We start from the raw sequence: 16,945 nt of genomic DNA, 5'->3' as shown, positions 1-16,945 counted from the left end.
TAACGGTAGGTGCTTAGGTAAGATTTGCTCCCTTTTATGTGTTCGAGAGCGCCTCCCTTGTTGCAGAACATTCGTGTCGTCCTGGTCAATACCAGCCATCCGGGAAATATCGGCGGAGCTGCGCGGGCCATGAAGAACATGGGCCTGTCGCGGCTGGTGCTGGTCGAGCCCCGTTCGTTTCCCCATCACGAAGCCGATGCCCGGGCATCCGGCGCGAACGACATCCTGGCCAATGCCGAGGTCGTCGCCACGTTGGAAGACGCCCTGGTGGGTTGCAACCTGGTGCTCGGCACCAGCGCCCGCGATCGGCGTATCCCGTGGCCGCTGCTCGATCCCCGCGAATGCGGCACCAAAGTGGTCGAGGAGGCGGGGCAGGGCGTGCAGATCGCTTTGGTGTTCGGCCGAGAAGATTCCGGCCTCACCAACGAAGAACTGCAGCGATGTCATTATCACGTGCATATCCCTTCCGACCCTGGATTCAGCTCGCTGAACCTTGGGGCGGCGGTGCAGGTGTTGAGCTATGAAGTGCGCATGGCCTGGCTGCAAGCCGAAGGCCAGCCCAGCAAGGTGGAAAAATTCGAGGCGACGTCGCCGCGCAGTGAGACACTGGCGACCATGGACGAACTGGAGCGATTCTATGAGCACCTGGAACAAGCCCTGGTGGACATCGAATTCCTCGACCCGGACAAGCCTCGACACTTGATGGCGCGCCTGCGTCGGTTGTACGGACGAAGCTCGGTGAGCCGGGCGGAAATGAATATATTGCGCGGCATCCTCACGGAAACCCAGAAAGCGGCCCGTGGCGAGCTGATTAAGCGGAAGGAATAAAATGTTCGAACGTTTGCGTGAAGATATCCAGAGCGTCTTTCATCGTGACCCGGCGGCGCGCAATGCCTTTGAAGTATTGACCTGCTACCCGGGGATGCACGCCATCTGGATCCATCGCCTGTCCGGCGCCTTGTGGAACATGGGCTGGAAATGGCTGGCGCGGCTGGTCTCGAACTTCGGCCGCTGGCTGACCGGGATCGAGATCCATCCGGGCGCCAAGGTCGGTCGCCGGTTCTTCATCGATCATGGCATGGGCATCGTCATTGGCGAGACCGCCGAGATCGGCGACGACGTGACGCTGTACCAGGGTGTGACCCTCGGCGGCACCAGCTGGAACAAAGGCAAGCGCCACCCAACGCTGGAGGACGGCGTCGTCGTCGGTGCCGGCGCCAAGGTGCTCGGGCCGTTCACGGTAGGGGCGGGGGCGAAGGTCGGTTCCAACGCCGTGGTTACCAAGGCCGTGCCGCCTGGCGCGACCGTGGTGGGTATTCCGGGGCGGATCATCGTCAAATCGGATGAAGAGCAGGACGCACGGCGCAAAGCCATGGCCGAAAAGATCGGCTTCGACGCCTACGGTGTCGGCGAAGACATGCCCGACCCGGTCGCCCGCGCCATCAACCAGCTGCTGGACCATTTGCAGGCCGTCGATGGACGCCTGGAGGGGATGTGCGGAGCCCTCAAGGACCTGGGCAGTAATTATTGTGCCAAGGACCTGCCTGAGCTGCGCGAAGAAGACTTCGCGTGTGTGAAGGACAAGGATGAGACCCAGGCTGGCTGAAACCCTGCTGGCCTCATCGCGAGCAGGCTCGCTCCCACGCCTACAGCGGTGATCTCCTGTGGGAGCGAGCCTGTTCGCGGAGAACGGTAACGCGGTATAGCTGGTCGTTAGCCGCCTACTTTTGCTATCATGCGCGCGCTCTTTTGCGGGTAATCCCGAGTAAAGCACTAGGTCTTATACTTGACTTAAATACTCGGGAATTGCATACTCGCCCCCATTCCGAACTCCGTGGTAATTGTCCATGCGACTGACTACAAAAGGCCGATACGCCGTGACCGCAATGCTGGATCTGGCATTGCATGCGCAGCACGGGCCGGTGTCCCTGGCCGATATCTCCGAGCGCCAGGGCATCTCCCTGTCTTACCTCGAACAGCTGTTCGCCAAGCTGCGCCGCAGCAACCTGGTTTCCAGCGTTCGTGGTCCCGGTGGCGGCTACCAGCTGTCACGCGAGATGCAAGGCATCCAGGTCGCCCAGGTGATCGATGCCGTGAACGAATCGGTCGATGCGACCAAATGCCAGGGGCTGGGCGATTGCCATGGCGGCGATACATGCCTGACCCACCATCTGTGGTGTGACTTGAGCCTGCAGATCCACGAGTTTCTGAGCGGTATCAGCTTGGCCGACCTTGTAACTCGCCGTGAGGTGCAAGAAGTCGCCCAGCGTCAGGACCAGCGCCGTTGCAATGGCAAGGCGCCGCACCTGGACAAGATCGAAGCGTCCGCCGTCGAATGACCGCCGCAGAGCAAGCGGAACGCCAGCCAGCCTGATTTAGGAGAGAGTCCATGAAATTGCCGATTTACCTTGATTACTCTGCGACCACCCCGGTTGATCCGCGTGTCGCGCAAAAGATGAGTGAATGCCTGCTGGTCGACGGAAACTTCGGTAACCCGGCTTCGCGCTCCCACGTGTTTGGCTGGAAAGCCGAAGAATCGGTCGAAAACGCTCGTCGCCAGGTCGCCGACCTGGTCAACGCCGACCCGCGCGAGATCGTCTGGACCTCCGGTGCCACCGAATCCGACAACCTGGCAATCAAGGGTGTCGCGCATTTCTACCACACCAAGGGCAAGCACTTGATCACCTCCAAGATCGAGCACAAGGCTGTCCTGGACACCACGCGTCAACTGGAGCGTGAAGGCTTCGAAGTCACCTACATCGAGCCCGGTGAAGACGGCCTGATCACCCCGGCCATGGTCGAAGCCGCCCTGCGCGACGACACCATCCTGGTTTCGATCATGCACGTGAACAACGAAATCGGCACCGTCAACGACATCGCCGCCATCGGCGAGCTGACCCGTTCCAAGGGAGTCCTGTTCCACGTCGACGCGGCGCAATCCACTGGCAAGGTCGACATCGACCTGTCGAAGCTGAAAGTCGACCTGATGTCGTTCTCGGCCCACAAGACCTACGGTCCTAAAGGCATCGGCGCCCTGTACGTCAGCCGCAAGCCGCGTGTTCGCCTCGAAGCGACCATGCACGGCGGTGGTCACGAGCGCGGCATGCGTTCCGGTACCCTGGCGACCCACCAGATCGTCGGCATGGGCGAAGCGTTCCGAGTTGCCAAGGAAGACATGGCTGCCGAAAACGTGCGCATCAAGACCTTGAGCGACCGTTTCTTCAAGCAGGTCGAGCACCTCGAAGAGCTGTACGTCAATGGCAGCATGACCGCACGCGTCCCGCACAACCTGAACCTGAGCTTCAACTACGTTGAAGGTGAGTCGCTGATCATGGCGCTCAAGGATCTGGCCGTGTCGTCCGGTTCGGCGTGCACCTCGGCGTCGCTGGAGCCTTCGTACGTACTGCGCGCCCTGGGCCGCAACGACGAACTGGCCCACAGCTCCATCCGCTTCACCTTCGGCCGCTTCACCACCGAAGAAGAAATCGATTATGCCGCGCAGAAAGTCTGCGAGGCAGTGACCAAGCTGCGCGCACTGTCGCCGCTGTGGGACATGTACAAAGACGGCGTCGACATTTCGAAAATCGAATGGGCAGCGCACTGAGAAGTCGCCACCAGAGCGGCTCCACTGATGAGGATTGAAGCAAATGGCATATAGCGAAAAGGTCATCGACCACTACGAGAACCCGCGCAACGTCGGCAAGATGGACGCGCAGGATCCTGACGTCGGCACCGGCATGGTCGGTGCTCCGGCGTGCGGCGACGTGATGCGCCTGCAGATCAAGGTCAACGAGCAAGGCATCATCGAGGATGCCAAGTTCAAGACCTATGGCTGCGGCTCGGCCATCGCGTCCAGCTCCCTGGCTACTGAGTGGATGAAGGGCAAGACCCTCGATGAAGCCGAAACCATCAAGAACACCCAGCTGGCCGAAGAACTGGCCCTGCCGCCAGTGAAGATCCACTGCTCGGTACTCGCCGAAGACGCCATCAAGGCCGCCGTTCGCGATTACAAGCAGAAGAAAGGCTTGATCTGATCCGCGTTACGGTAAGGAGTTTTCCATGGCTATCCAGATGACAGAAGCGGCAGCTAACCATATCCAGCGCTCCCTTGCGGGGCGCGGCAAGGGCGAGGGTATCCGCCTGGGTGTTCGCACCACGGGCTGTTCTGGCCTCGCCTATGTACTGGAATTCGTCGACGAAGTGGGCGAAGACGATAAGGTGTTCGAGAGTCATGGTCAGAAAGTGATCATTGACCCGAAGAGCCTGACGTACCTGGACGGCACCGAGCTGGATTTCGTCAAGGAAGGGTTGAACGAAGGCTTCAAGTTCAACAACCCCAACGTGCGCGGTGAGTGTGGCTGCGGCGAAAGCTTCAACATCTGAGGCTGCTCGTGGGTACTCCTTGTCATTTTGCGTTGTTCCAGTTGCAGCCTGCTTTCCAGCTGGACCTCGATCAGTTGTCCGCGCGTTACCTGGAACTGGCCCGTGGTGTTCATCCCGACCGCTTTGCCGATGCCTCCGAGGCGGAGCAGCGGCGGGCGCTCGAGCAGTCGGCGAACCTCAACGAGGCTTACCAGACGCTCAAGAACCCGGCCAAGCGTGCGCGCTACCTGCTGGCCATCAGCGGCCATGAGTTGCCGCTGGAGGTCACGGTCCATGATCCCGAGTTTCTTTTGCAGCAGATGCAATGGCGCGAAGAGCTCGAAGACCTGCAGGACAGCGCGGATCTGGCCGGTGTCGCGGTATTCAAGCGTCGCTTGAAAGACGCCCAGCAAGAACTGAACGAAGACTTCGCAGCCTGCTGGAACGATGCCGCGCAACGCGAACAGGCCGAGCGCCTGATGCGGCGCATGCAGTTCCTCGACAAGCTCACCCACGAAGTGCGCCAGTTAGAAGAGCGCCTCGACGATTAACCCAGTGCCGCTCCGGTCGCACGCCTGATTACAGATAAGTCCTGATTACGATGGCCCTACTGCAGATCGCCGAACCCGGCCAAAGTCCACAACCGCACCAGCGTCGCCTGGCTGTCGGGATCGACTTGGGTACCACCAATTCCCTGGTCGCTGCCTTGCGCAGCGGTCTTTCCGAACCGCTGGCCGACGAGCAGGGGCGGGTCATCCTGCCGTCCGCCGTGCGCTACCACGCCGATCGCGTCGAAGTAGGCGATTCGGCCAGGCTGGCCGCCGCCAGCGATCCCCTGAACACCATTGTGTCGGTCAAGCGCTTGATGGGTCGTGGTCTGTCCGACGTCAAGCAATTGGGCGAGCAGCTGCCGTACCGCTTCGTTGGCGGCGAGTCCCACATGCCGTTCATCGAGACCGTGCAGGGGCCGAAAAGCCCGGTAGAAGTGTCCGCCGACATCCTCAAGGTCCTGCGTCAGCGCGCCGAAGCGGCGTTGGGTGGTGAGCTGGTGGGCGCAGTGATTACCGTCCCGGCGTATTTCGACGACGCTCAGCGCCAAGCCACCAAGGACGCCGCCAAGCTCGCCGGCCTCAACGTGTTGCGCCTGCTCAATGAGCCGACCGCCGCTGCCGTTGCCTACGGCCTTGACCAGCACGCCGAAGGCCTGGTCGCGATCTACGACCTGGGTGGCGGTACTTTCGATATTTCGATCCTGCGCCTGACCGGCGGTGTCTTCGAAGTTCTCGCTACCGGTGGCGACAGCGCCCTGGGCGGCGACGATTTCGACCACGCGATCGCTGGCTGGATCATCGAGCAGGCCGGCCTCTCTGCCGACCTCGACCCAGGTGCCCAGCGCCATCTGCTGCAAACCGCCTGCGCGGCCAAGGAAGCCTTGACCGACGCTGCCTCCGTTGAAGTCGCTTATGGCGACTGGAGCGCCGCCCTTACCCGCGAAGCCTTCAACGCACTGATCGAACCCATGGTTGCCCGCAGCCTCAAGGCCTGCCGCCGTGCCGTGCGTGATTCCGGCGTGGAGCTTGAGGATGTGAAAGCGGTGGTCATGGTCGGTGGTTCGACCCGAGTGCCGCGGGTTCGTGAAGCCGTTGCCGAGGCCTTCGGCCGCCAGCCGCTGACCGAAATCGACCCGGACCAGGTAGTCGCCATCGGCGCCGCGATCCAGGCCGACACCCTGGCCGGCAACAAGCGCGACGGTGGCGAGCTGCTGTTGCTCGACGTAATCCCGCTGTCCCTGGGGCTGGAAACCATGGGTGGCCTGATGGAGAAGGTAATTCCGCGCAACACTACCATCCCGGTTGCCCGCGCCCAGGACTTCACCACTTATAAAGACGGCCAGTCGGCCATGATGATCCACGTGCTGCAAGGCGAGCGTGAGCTGATCAGCGACTGCCGTTCCCTGGCCCGCTTCGAATTGCGCGGCATCCCGGCGATGGTTGCCGGTGCAGCGAAGATCCGCGTGACCTTCCAGGTCGACGCCGACGGTCTGCTCAACGTCTCCGCCCGCGAGTTGGGTTCGGGCGTGGAGGCGAGCATCCAGGTCAAGCCGTCCTATGGCCTGACCGACGGTGAAATTGCCAAGATGCTCAAGGACTCGTTCCAGCACGCCAGCGACGACAAGGTTGCCCGTGTGTTGCGTGAACAGCAAGTCGACGGCCAGCGTCTGATCGAAGCCGTGCAAGCCGCCCTTGAAGCGGATGGCGACCGTTTGCTCGACGCCGAGGAACGCATGGTCATCGAGCTGCAAGTGCAGGAATTGTCCGAATTGCTCAAGGGCACCGATGGTTATGCCATCGAGCAGCAGACCAAGCGTTTGTCGCAGGTCACCGATGCCTTTGCTGCCCGCCGCCTGGACTCGACGGTGAAAGCCGCCCTGGCGGGGCGCAACCTGAATGAAATCGAGGAATAACTGATGCCGCAGGTGATTTTTCTGCCCCACGAGAAGTTCTGTCCGGAGGGCATGGTCGTAGAGGCTGAGCCCGGAATCTCCATTCTCGAGCTGGCCCATGAGCACCATATCGAGATGGAAAGTGCCTGTGGCGGCGTCTGTGCTTGCACGACCTGCCATTGCATCATTCGCGAAGGCTTCGACTCGCTGGAAGAGGCGGACGAACTGGAGGAAGACTTCCTTGATCGGGCCTGGGGACTGGAAGCGCAATCGCGCCTGGGTTGCCAGGTTATCGTCGGCACCGAAGACCTGACCGTCGAAATCCCGAAATATTCGCTTAACCATGCGGCCGAAGCGCCGCACTGATGGTGACACTGTCATGAGCTATGGTTGGAATGATGTACAGCGCATCGCAGAAGAATTGGCTGAAGCCCATGAGGGCCTCGATCCGTACTCTGTAGGTTTCGTCCGTCTGCAGCAGATGATCCTGGAGCTGCCTGGCTTCGATGCCACGTCTGGCCGAGTCGGCGAGAAGGTGTTGGAAGCGGTTCAGGAGCTCTGGGCCGCCGAATTGGACTGATCGCTTCGCAGGTTAGGCAATACCTAAGAACCCGCGTATAATTCGCGGGTTTAATTTTTCGTAAATTACCGTTTCTGGAGTTACACCATGGCTGTTCAACGTACTTTCTCCATCATCAAGCCTGACGCCGTTGCTAAAAACGTGATCGGCAAGATCGTTACCCGCTTCGAAGACGCTGGCCTGCGCGTTGTAGCTTCGAAAATGAAGCAACTGTCCAAAGCCGAAGCCGAAGGCTTCTACGCTGAGCACAGCGAGCGCGGTTTCTTCGGTGAGCTGGTTGCTTTCATGACTTCCGGTCCGGTTGTCGTTCAGGTGCTGGAAGGCGAAAACGCCATCGCTCGCAACCGTGAGCTGATGGGCGCTACCAACCCTAAAGAAGCTGCTGCCGGCACCATCCGTGCTGACTTCGCTGAATCCATCGACGCCAACGCCGTCCACGGTTCGGACTCCGAAGCTGCCGCTGCTCGCGAAATCGCTTACTTTTTCTCCGCTACTGAAGTAACCACTCGCTAAGCCCAGGCTTTTGAGTGAAGGTGAATCCATGACTACATCGAACGGCAAAACCAACCTGTTGGGCCTGACCCAGCCGGAAATGGAGAAATTCTTCGACTCGATCGGGGAGAAGCGTTTCCGTGCCGGCCAGGTGATGAAATGGATTCACCACTTTGGCGTCGACGATTTCGACGCCATGACGAATGTCGGCAAGGCCCTGCGCGAAAAGCTCAAGGCTGTTGCCGAGATTCGCGGTCCCGAAGTGGTCAGCCAGGACATCTCCAGCGACGGCACCCGTAAATGGGTAGTGCGCGTGGCTTCCGGCAGCTGCGTCGAGACCGTCTACATTCCCCAGGGCAAGCGCGGCACCTTGTGCGTTTCGTCCCAGGCAGGCTGTGCCCTGGATTGCAGTTTCTGCTCCACCGGCAAGCAAGGCTTCAACAGCAACCTCACCGCCGCCGAAGTGATCGGCCAGGTGTGGATTGCCAACAAATCCTTTGGCAGTGTCCCGGCAACCGTCGACCGTGCCATCACCAACGTGGTGATGATGGGCATGGGAGAGCCGCTGCTGAACTTCGACAACGTCGTTTCCGCCATGCACCTGATGATGGATGACCTGGGCTACGGCATTTCCAAGCGCCGCGTGACCCTATCCACGTCCGGCGTGGTGCCGATGATCGATGAGCTGGCCAAGCACATCGACGTCTCCCTGGCGTTGTCGCTGCACGCACCCAATGACGCATTGCGTAACCAATTGGTGCCGATCAACAAGAAATATCCGCTTAAGATGCTGCTCGAGTCGTGCCAGCGCTATATGTCGTCCCTGGGCGAAAAGCGCGTGCTGACCATCGAATACACCCTGCTCAAGGACGTGAACGACAAGGTTGAACACGCGGTCGAGATGATCGAGCTGCTCAAGAACATCCCGTGCAAGATCAACCTGATCCCCTTCAACCCGTTCCCGCATTCCGGTTACGAGCGTCCGAGCAACAACGCGATCCGTCGCTTCCAGGATCAGCTCCACCACGCTGGCTTCAACGTCACCGTGCGCACCACCCGCGGCGAAGACATCGACGCCGCGTGTGGCCAATTGGTTGGACAGGTGCTGGATCGCACCCGTCGCAGCGAACGCTACATCGCCGTGCGCGAATTGAACGCCGCCGACGAAGTCGCGCAGAACGCTGCGAACAGTCACTAAGAGAGGAACTCTATGTCCCTGCGCTTCGCGCTGCTGTTGCTGTTGGCCGGACTCTGCTCCGGTTGTGTCCTGTCGGGTGACTACAACCCGATGAAGACCAGCAAAGGGCGCGACGAGGCGCGCGAAGCCTATGTGCAGTTGGGCATTGGCTACTTGCAGCAGGGCATGACCGAGCGGGCCAAGGTGCCCCTCAAGAAAGCCCTGGAACTGGACAGCTCCGACGCCGATGCCAACGCGGCGCTGGCGTTGGTGTTCCAGGCGGAGCTGGAGCCGGAACTGGCTGACGAGCATTTTCGCAAGGCGCTGTCGGCCCAGCCGCAAGATGCCCGGATCCTGAACAATTACGGCAGTTTTCTCTACGAACAGGCCCGCTACAAGGACGCCTACGAACGTTTCGAGCAAGCCGCCGCCGATACCCTTTACCCCGAGCGCTCACGGGTCTTCGAGAACCTCGGCATGACCGCCGCGAAACTCGGCCAGCGCGACCTGGCCCGCCAGCAGTTGGAAAAAGCGCTGCGGCTCAACCGCCAACAACCCCGTGCGTTGCTGGAAATGGCTGAGTTGTCCTACGAGGACAGGCATTATGTGCCCGCGCGCGACTATTACGAGCGTTTTAGCCTGCTCAGCGAGCAAAATGCACGTAGTCTATTGCTCGGCGTTCGGCTGGCACATGTGTTTGAAGATCGCGACAAGGCCGCAAGCTACGGCCTGCAACTCAAAAGACTTTATCCCGGTACGCCGGAATATCAGCAATACCTGTCGGAGCAATGATGAAAGCGGCGCATCCCGAAGTTGTAGCAGCGACTCGCGTAAATCCCGGTGAGACCCTGCGTCAAGCCCGCGAAAGCAATGGTTGGTCGCTGGCCGAAGTGGCCCTCAAGCTCAACCTCACCGTGACTTCCCTGAGCAACCTGGAAGCAGGCGCGTTCGACAAATTGCCAGGGCATACCTTTGCCCGGGGCTATATCCGCGCCTATGCCAAACTGCTTGGCATGGACCAGACCACGCTGGTCCAGCAATTCGATCAATACACCGGTTCCGATGCCCAGGGCAGCAGCGTGCACAGCCTGGGTCGTATCGAGGAGCCGGTTCGCGTTTCCCACACCATTTTGCGAATCGTCAGTCTGTTGCTGCTGATTGCGGTGATTGGTGGTGGTTTTGTCTGGTGGCAAGACCAGGCTTCCTTGCGTGGCAAGGAGCCGGTTGCCATGAACCCCGAGCACGTCGAAGTCGAAGGCGCCGACGGCACGACCCAGATCCATCCGCTGGACGAACCGGAAGACCAGGCCGTCGTCGAAGGCCAGGCCGAAGGCGAAACCGCCCTGGCCCTGCCGCAAGGCCCTGACAATGGCGAGACCGGTGCCGCCGCGGGTACCGAATCAGCCGCTCCAACGGCCCCAGCCACTGCGCCCGCACCGACCGCGCCGGTCCAGGCTGGCAGCGCTCCGGCGGCACCAGCAGCCCCGGCAGCTCCGGCCCCTGTCACGCCCGCGCCGACCGTGGCGGCTCCAACGGTGCCGGCGGCGCCGGTTGCTCCAACCGCTCAGGCCCCCGCACCGGGCGACGGCCAGGTACAGATTCAGTTCACCGCCGATTGCTGGACGCAGATCACCGACGGCAACGGCAAGGTGTTGTTCAGTGGCCTCAAGCGCAAGGGCGACAGCACCTCAGTCAACGGCAAGCCACCGTTTGCCGTACGCCTGGGTTATGCCCGTGGCGCGCAGGTCAGCTACAACGGCCAGCCGGTCGATGTGGCTCCGTTCACCAGTGGCGAGACCGCTCGCCTGAAATTGGGTCAATAAGTCATGCACGGCGAATCTCCAATCAAGCGTCGCGAGTCCCGGAAAATCTGGGTCGGTAACGTGCCCGTGGGCGGCGATGCGCCAATCGCTGTGCAGAGCATGACCAACAGCGACACCAATGACGTGGCCGCCACGGTCGCGCAGATCAACCGCCTGGAAGCCGCCGGCGTCGACATCGTGCGCGTGTCCGTGCCGGATATGGACGCCGCCGAGGCATTCGGCAAGATCAAGCAACTGGTCAAGGTCCCCTTGGTGGCCGATATCCACTTCGACTACCGCATCGCCCTGCGCGTGGCCGAATTGGGCGTCGATTGCCTGCGCATCAACCCCGGCAACATCGGTCGCGAAGACCGTGTGCGGGCCGTGGTGGATGCCGCCCGTGATCGCGGCATTCCGATCCGCATCGGCGTCAACGCTGGCTCCCTGGAAAAAGACCTGCAGAAAAAATACGGCGAACCGACCCCAGCCGCGCTGGTGGAGTCGGCCCTGCGCCATGTGGAGCACCTCGAACGCCTGAATTTCCAGGACTTCAAGGTCAGCGTAAAGGCGTCCGATGTGTTCATGGCCGTCGAAGCCTACCGCCTGCTGGCCAAGGAAATCGTCCAGCCGCTGCACCTGGGCATCACCGAAGCCGGTGGGTTGCGTTCGGGTACGGTGAAATCCGCCGTCGGCCTCGGTATGCTGCTCGCCGAAGGGATTGGCGATACCATCCGCATCTCGCTGGCGGCTGACCCGGTCGAGGAAGTGAAAGTCGGCTACGACATCCTCAAGTCCCTGCACCTGCGTTCGCGCGGCATCAACTTCATCGCCTGCCCGAGCTGCTCGCGGCAGAACTTCGATGTGGTCAAGACCATGAACGAGCTGGAAGGGCGCCTTGAAGATTTGCTGGTGCCGCTGGATGTCGCGGTGATCGGCTGCGTGGTCAACGGGCCTGGCGAAGCCAAGGAGGCCCATATCGGCCTCACTGGCGGCACACCGAACCTGATTTACATCGATGGCAAGCCGTCGCAGAAACTGACGAATGACAATCTGGTGGATGAGCTGGAAAAGCTGATCCGCCAGAAAGCGGCCGAAAAGGTCGAAGCCGACGCAGCGGTCATCGCGCGCGGTTAAGTCGCAAGATTAAGGAATACATGTGAGCAAGTCTCTGCAAGCCATTCGTGGCATGAACGACATCCTGCCCGAGCAGACGCCCCTGTGGCGCTATTTCGAGGGCACCGTGGCGCGTTTGCTGGATAACTACGGTTATCGGCAGATCCGCATGCCGATCGTCGAGTTCACCGAGCTGTTCAAGCGCTCCATCGGTGAAGTGACCGACATCGTCGAAAAAGAGATGTACACCTTCGACGACCGCAACGGCGATTCCCTGACCTTGCGCCCCGAAGGCACGGCGGCATGCGTGCGTGCAGTGCTCGAGCATGGCATTACCGGCGGGGGCCAGGTGCAGAAACTCTGGTACGTCGGCCCGATGTTCCGCCACGAGCGTCCGCAGAAAGGCCGGTACCGCCAGTTCCACCAGATCGGTCTCGAGGTGTTCAACCTCGAAGGGCCGGACATCGACGCCGAATTGATCGTCATGACCTGGCGCCTGTGGGGCGAGCTGGGGCTGCGCGACGCAGTCAAGCTTGAGCTCAACAGCCTGGGCACCAGCGAGTCCCGTGGCCGCTATCGCGAAGCGCTGGTGGAGTTTCTGTCCGCGCACATCGACAAGCTCGACGAAGACAGCCAGCGCCGCCTCAAGACCAACCCGCTGCGCGTGCTGGACACCAAGAACCCGGAAACCCAAGCGATCCTGGTGGACGCGCCGAAAATGGCCGACTACCTCGACGACGAGTCCCGGGCGCATTTCGAAGGGTTGAAGGCACGCCTGGACGCCGTTGGCATTCCTTATGTGATCAACCCCAAGTTGGTCCGGGGCCTGGATTACTACAGCAAGACCGTCTTCGAGTGGGTCACCGACAAGCTCGGCGCCCAGGGCACCGTGTGTGCCGGTGGTCGCTACGACGGGCTGGTGGAGCAGATGGGCGGCAAGCCGACCCCGGGCGTGGGCTTTGCCATGGGCATCGAACGTTTGGTACTGATGCTTGAAGCTCTGGATAAAGTGCCTGAAGAGCTTTCCCGCCAGGTCGACGTATACCTGTGCGCCTTTGGCGAGGCCGCCGAACTGGCCGCCTTGTCGTTTAGCGAGCGGATCCGTGACCAGCTACCCAACCTGCGCTTGCAGATCAATGCCGGCGCCGGCAGCTTCAAGAGCCAATTCAAGAAGGCCGACAAGAGCGGTGCGCTGTACGCATTGATCCTCGGTGACGACGAACTGGCCCAACAAGTGGTAGGTTTCAAACCCCTGCGTGGCCAGGGCGAACAACAAAGCATTGCCTGGGATGCGCTTGCCGCGCACCTGGCCACCTGCGTCGTGCAGGGTTGAAGCTGTCAAACAGCCGATTTAGCGATTAAGGAGTATTGGGGTGTCGAGTACCGAAGATGAACAGCTGGCGGATTTGAAGGACTGGTGGACGCGCAATGGCAAGCCGCTGGTCACTGGCGGCCTGTTGGCGCTGGTCATCGTGTTCGGCTGGCAGGCCTACCAGAAATACCAGAGCAACCAGTCGCAAGGCGCCTCGATGCTCTACCAGCAATTGCTGGAAACCACCCTGACCCCGGACGGCAAGCCTGACGCGGCCCGCGTGGCGGACCTGGCCGGCAAGCTCAACAAAGAGTTCGGCGGCACCGCCTATGCCCAGTACGGCAGCCTCTTCGTGGCCAAGGTCGCGGTGGACAGCGGCAAGCTGGACGATGCGGCCACCGAGCTGAAAGCGATCGTCGACAAGCCGGCCAACCCGACCCTGGGCGAAGTGGCGCGTCAGCGCCTGGCACAGGTGCTGGCGGCACAGAACAAGGCTGAAGATGCATTGAAGCTGCTCGACGGCGACGCCGACAAGGCGTTCCTGGCGACTCGCGAAGAACTCAAGGGCGACCTGCTGGTACAGCTGGGTCGTGCCGATGAGGCCCATGTGGCCTACCAAAAAGCCAAGGCTGCGCTGTCGGATGAAGCCGCGGTCGGTGGCCTGCAAATCAAGCTGGACGACCTGGCCAAAGGGGATGCGTGACGTGATCCGTTGGAAACATGCAGCATTGCTGACCCTGGCCATTCTGGCCGCGGGTTGCAGCAGCAACAGCAAGAAAGAACTGCCTCCGGCCGAACTGACCGACTTCAAAGAAGAAGTCGTGCTGCAGAAGCAATGGAGCCGCTCCATCGGTGACGGCCAGGGTGAAACCTACAATATGCTGGTGCCGGCCATCGACGGCGACACCATCTATGCCGGCGACGTTACTGGCGTCGTCATGGCCATGGATCGCACGAACGGCGACGTGAAGTGGGAAAAAGATCTCGAGCTGCCTGTGTCCGGCGCCGTTGGCGTGGGTTACGGGCTGGTCATGATCGGCACGCTCAAGGGCGAGATCGTCGCCCTTGACGCGAGCAGCGGCGAAGAAAAATGGCGCGCCCGCGTGACCAGTGAAGTCCTCGCGCCGCCTGCCACCAACGGTGATGTGGTCGTGGTCCAGACCCAGGACGACCGTCTGATCGGCCTGGACGCCGCCACCGGCGGCCAGCGCTGGTTGTATGACAGTACCCCGGCGGTCCTGACCCTGCGCGGCACCAGCGCACCGATCGTCACCAACCGCCTCGCGGTGGCTGGCCTGTCGACCGGTAAAGTCGTGGCCCTGGACATTTCCAATGGCGTGCCGGTCTGGGAGCAGCGTGTAGCGATCCCTCAAGGTCGTTCGGAACTGGAACGCGTGGTCGACATCGATGGCGGCTTGCTGCTGTCCGGCGGTACGCTGTACGTCGCCAGCTACCAGGGCCGCGTCGCGGCGCTCGACCTGGAAACCGGTCGTCCGTTGTGGCAGCGCGATGCGTCCAGCTACGCCGGTGTCGCCCAAGGCTTTGGCAGCGTCTACGTAAGCCTGTCCTCGGGCACCGTCGAAGGCGTCGACGAGCGTTCCACCACCGCATTGTGGAGCAACGATTCCCTGGCCCGTCGTCAACTGTCGGCCCCGGAAGTGTTCTCCAGCTACGTTGCAGTGGGTGACCTGGAAGGTTACCTGCACCTGCTCAGCCAGGTGGACGGTCGTTTCGTCGGCCGTGAGCGCATCGACAGCGACGGCCTGCGTGCCCGTCCGCTGGTGGTGGGCAGCATGATCTATGTGTATGGCAACAGCGGCAAACTGGAAGCCCTGACCATCAAGTAAGACTATGCTTGGGGCTTATCCCCCAAGCGGCCTTGTTCGCGAGGCTTGCAGTGCTTGCACAGGCTGCCCCGAGCACCAGCCGCTGCCTCGCAGCGGCTTTTGTATTTTCTGGAAATAACGAAGTGGAGAGCCGCATGGTTCCCGTAATCGCCCTGGTGGGCCGACCGAACGTCGGCAAGTCCACCTTGTTCAACCGCCTGACCAGGACTCGCGACGCCATCGTCGGCGACTTGTCCGGTCTGACCCGTGATCGCCAATACGGTGAGGCCAAGTGGCAAGGGCGTACCTATATTCTGGTCGACACCGGCGGCATCTCCGGTGATGAACACGGCATGGATGAAAAAATGGCCGAGCAGTCGCTGCTCGCCATCGAAGAAGCGGATGTGGTGCTGTTCCTGGTAGACGCCAAGGCCGGTTTTACCGCCGCCGACCAGATGATTGCCGAGCATTTGCGCAAGCGTAACAAGCGTTCTTACGTGGTCGCCAACAAGGTCGACAACATCGACCCGGACATGGCCCGCGCCGAGTTTGCACCGTTGGGCATGGGCCAGGCGATCCCGATCGCCGGCGCTCACGGCCGTGGCATCACCCAGATGCTGGAAATCGCCCTTGAGAGTTTCCCCAAGGACGATGAAGACGAGCCGGAAGAAGGCGAGGAAGAAGTCGTTGCCGAAGGCGAGGAAGCCAAGCGCATTCCGGGCCCGAGCGAAAAAGACGGGATCAAGATCGCAATCATCGGCCGCCCGAACGTGGGCAAGTCGACCCTGGTCAACCGCATGCTCGGCGAAGACCGGGTCATTGTGTACGACCAGCCCGGCACCACCCGCGACAGCATCTATATTCCCTTCGAGCGTAACGAAGAGAAATACACGCTGATCGACACCGCCGGTGTACGCAAGCGCGGCAAGATCCACGAAGAAGTCGAAAAGTTCTCCGTGGTCAAGACGCTGCAGGCGATCAAGGACGCCAACGTGGTGATCTTCGTGATGGACGCACGCGAAGGCGTGGTGGATCACGACTTGAACCTGCTGGGCTTTGCCCTCGAAGCCGGTCGTGCGCTGGTCATCGCGATCAACAAGTGGGACGGCATGACGCCGAGCGAGCGCGACTTTGTGAAAGTCGAACTCCAGCGTCGGTTGTTCTTCGTCGACTTTGCCGACATCCACTTCATCTCGGCCCTGCACGGCACGGGCGTGGGCAACCTCTACGCTTCGGTGCAGAACTCGTTCAAGTCGGCGGTTACCCGCTGGCCGACCAACCGCCTGACCCAGATCCTCGAAGATGCGGTCGGCGAGCACGCGCCACCGATGGTCAACAACCGTCGGATCAAGCTGCGCTACGCCCACTTGGGCGGTGCCAACCCGCCGATTATCGTGATCCACGGTAACCAGATCGAAAAGGTGCCCAAGTCGTACGTTCGTTACTTGGAGAACACCTATCGCCGGGTCCTGAAGCTGGTCGGCACGCCGATCCGCATCGAGTTCAAGGGCGGTGAGAACCCGTACGAAGGCAACAAGAACACGCTCACCGACCGCCAGGTCAACAAGAAGCGCCGCTTGATGTCGCACCACAAGAAGGCCGACAAGAAGCGCCGCGACAAGCGCTGAATCAGGTTTGCTCAGGACCGCTCTGTGGCGAGGGAGCTTGCTCCCGCTGGGCTGCGCAGCAGCCCCAAAGATGTACCTGCCACCGCAGTGCATCAGATGAAACACAGGGGCTGCTTCGCACCCCAGCGGGAGCAAGCTCCCTCGCCACGGTGGTTCGGCGACAATTGAAGAGGGTGCCCACGGGCACCCTTTTTCATGCCCGGCGATTGG

The 16,945-nt window shown here is 61.3% G+C and carries 19 protein-coding genes; all 19 read left to right on the top strand.

All coding sequences use genetic code 11. The features are described from left to right. Positions 1-57 precede the first annotated feature (57 nt). The 19 genes from trmJ (at position 58) to der (ending at position 16,735) form a co-directional block, all read left to right on the top strand. Positions 58-828 carry a tRNA (cytosine(32)/uridine(32)-2'-O)-methyltransferase TrmJ gene (trmJ, locus tag J3Q04_RS20430; protein WP_434609706.1) on the top strand — a complete coding sequence of 257 codons (771 nt, stop codon included), beginning with the start codon at positions 58-60 and terminating at the stop codon, positions 826-828. Position 829: 1 nt separating this feature from the next. Then, the gene (gene cysE / locus J3Q04_RS20425) at positions 830-1,606 is read left to right on the top strand and encodes a serine O-acetyltransferase (protein WP_434562427.1); all 777 of its coding nucleotides are present in this window, start codon (positions 830-832) and stop codon (positions 1,604-1,606) included. A 241-nt stretch (positions 1,607-1,847) separates the two neighbouring features. Beyond that, a complete protein-coding gene (iscR, locus tag J3Q04_RS20420; protein WP_030139599.1) occupies positions 1,848-2,339 on the top strand; it encodes a Fe-S cluster assembly transcriptional regulator IscR in 492 nt (163 codons plus the stop codon). A gap of 50 nt (positions 2,340-2,389) precedes the next feature. After that, the gene (locus tag J3Q04_RS20415; RefSeq protein ID WP_434609708.1) at positions 2,390-3,604 is read left to right on the top strand and encodes an IscS subfamily cysteine desulfurase; all 1,215 of its coding nucleotides are present in this window, start codon (positions 2,390-2,392) and stop codon (positions 3,602-3,604) included. 43 nt (positions 3,605-3,647) lie between these two features. Next, entirely contained in the window at positions 3,648-4,034 is a 387-nt protein-coding gene (gene iscU, locus J3Q04_RS20410; RefSeq protein ID WP_003185157.1) for a Fe-S cluster assembly scaffold IscU, read from the top strand. Between the two features lie 25 nt (positions 4,035-4,059). Beyond that, on the top strand, positions 4,060-4,383 hold the full coding sequence (iscA, locus tag J3Q04_RS20405; RefSeq protein WP_186611090.1) for an iron-sulfur cluster assembly protein IscA: 324 nt from the start codon (positions 4,060-4,062) through the stop codon (positions 4,381-4,383). An 8-nt stretch (positions 4,384-4,391) separates the two neighbouring features. Then, positions 4,392-4,913, top strand: a complete 522-nt coding sequence (gene hscB / locus J3Q04_RS20400; RefSeq protein WP_420764150.1) for a co-chaperone HscB — start codon at positions 4,392-4,394, stop codon at positions 4,911-4,913. A gap of 50 nt (positions 4,914-4,963) precedes the next feature. After that, on the top strand, positions 4,964-6,826 hold the full coding sequence (gene hscA, locus J3Q04_RS20395) for a Fe-S protein assembly chaperone HscA (protein ID WP_434562429.1): 1,863 nt from the start codon (positions 4,964-4,966) through the stop codon (positions 6,824-6,826). 3 nt (positions 6,827-6,829) lie between these two features. Then, the gene (gene fdx, locus J3Q04_RS20390; RefSeq protein ID WP_420764152.1) at positions 6,830-7,171 is read left to right on the top strand and encodes an ISC system 2Fe-2S type ferredoxin; all 342 of its coding nucleotides are present in this window, start codon (positions 6,830-6,832) and stop codon (positions 7,169-7,171) included. A gap of 13 nt (positions 7,172-7,184) precedes the next feature. Beyond that, positions 7,185-7,385, top strand: coding sequence for a Fe-S cluster assembly protein IscX (gene iscX / locus J3Q04_RS20385; protein ID WP_305498989.1), 201 nt, complete (start codon positions 7,185-7,187; stop codon positions 7,383-7,385). Positions 7,386-7,472: 87 nt separating this feature from the next. Further along, positions 7,473-7,898, top strand: coding sequence for a nucleoside-diphosphate kinase (gene ndk / locus J3Q04_RS20380; RefSeq protein ID WP_042727994.1), 426 nt, complete (start codon positions 7,473-7,475; stop codon positions 7,896-7,898). Between the two features lie 28 nt (positions 7,899-7,926). After that, positions 7,927-9,075: a 23S rRNA (adenine(2503)-C(2))-methyltransferase RlmN gene (gene rlmN / locus J3Q04_RS20375; RefSeq protein ID WP_420764153.1), complete on the top strand. Its 1,149-nt coding sequence runs from the start codon at positions 7,927-7,929 to the stop codon at positions 9,073-9,075. A 12-nt stretch (positions 9,076-9,087) separates the two neighbouring features. Beyond that, positions 9,088-9,846, top strand: coding sequence for a type IV pilus biogenesis/stability protein PilW (gene pilW, locus J3Q04_RS20370; RefSeq protein WP_434609712.1), 759 nt, complete (start codon positions 9,088-9,090; stop codon positions 9,844-9,846). Then, positions 9,846-10,877: a RodZ domain-containing protein gene (locus tag J3Q04_RS20365; protein ID WP_434609714.1), complete on the top strand. Its 1,032-nt coding sequence runs from the start codon at positions 9,846-9,848 to the stop codon at positions 10,875-10,877. Before pilW ends, J3Q04_RS20365 begins: the two co-directional genes overlap by 1 nt. A 3-nt stretch (positions 10,878-10,880) precedes the next feature. Further along, complete coding sequence (ispG, locus tag J3Q04_RS20360) at positions 10,881-11,990, top strand: flavodoxin-dependent (E)-4-hydroxy-3-methylbut-2-enyl-diphosphate synthase (RefSeq protein WP_325717643.1); 1,110 nt, start codon at positions 10,881-10,883, stop codon at positions 11,988-11,990. 22 nt (positions 11,991-12,012) lie between these two features. Then, positions 12,013-13,302 carry a histidine--tRNA ligase gene (gene hisS, locus J3Q04_RS20355; protein ID WP_434609716.1) on the top strand — a complete coding sequence of 430 codons (1,290 nt, stop codon included), beginning with the start codon at positions 12,013-12,015 and terminating at the stop codon, positions 13,300-13,302. 40 nt (positions 13,303-13,342) lie between these two features. Further along, on the top strand, positions 13,343-13,984 hold the full coding sequence (locus tag J3Q04_RS20350; protein WP_434609718.1) for a tetratricopeptide repeat protein: 642 nt from the start codon (positions 13,343-13,345) through the stop codon (positions 13,982-13,984). Then, complete coding sequence (bamB, locus tag J3Q04_RS20345; protein ID WP_434609720.1) at positions 13,977-15,128, top strand: outer membrane protein assembly factor BamB; 1,152 nt, start codon at positions 13,977-13,979, stop codon at positions 15,126-15,128. Before J3Q04_RS20350 ends, bamB begins: the two co-directional genes overlap by 8 nt. Before the next feature lie 134 nt (positions 15,129-15,262). Continuing rightward, a complete protein-coding gene (der, locus tag J3Q04_RS20340; RefSeq protein WP_045155133.1) occupies positions 15,263-16,735 on the top strand; it encodes a ribosome biogenesis GTPase Der in 1,473 nt (490 codons plus the stop codon). Positions 16,736-16,945 lie beyond the last annotated feature (210 nt).

The organism is Pseudomonas sp. D4-21, from assembly GCF_051132125.1.
GTDB lineage: Bacteria > Pseudomonadota > Gammaproteobacteria > Pseudomonadales > Pseudomonadaceae > Aquipseudomonas.
The sequence above is the reverse complement of the archived record's forward strand: the minus strand, read 5'-3'. Positions and strand labels throughout refer to the sequence as shown.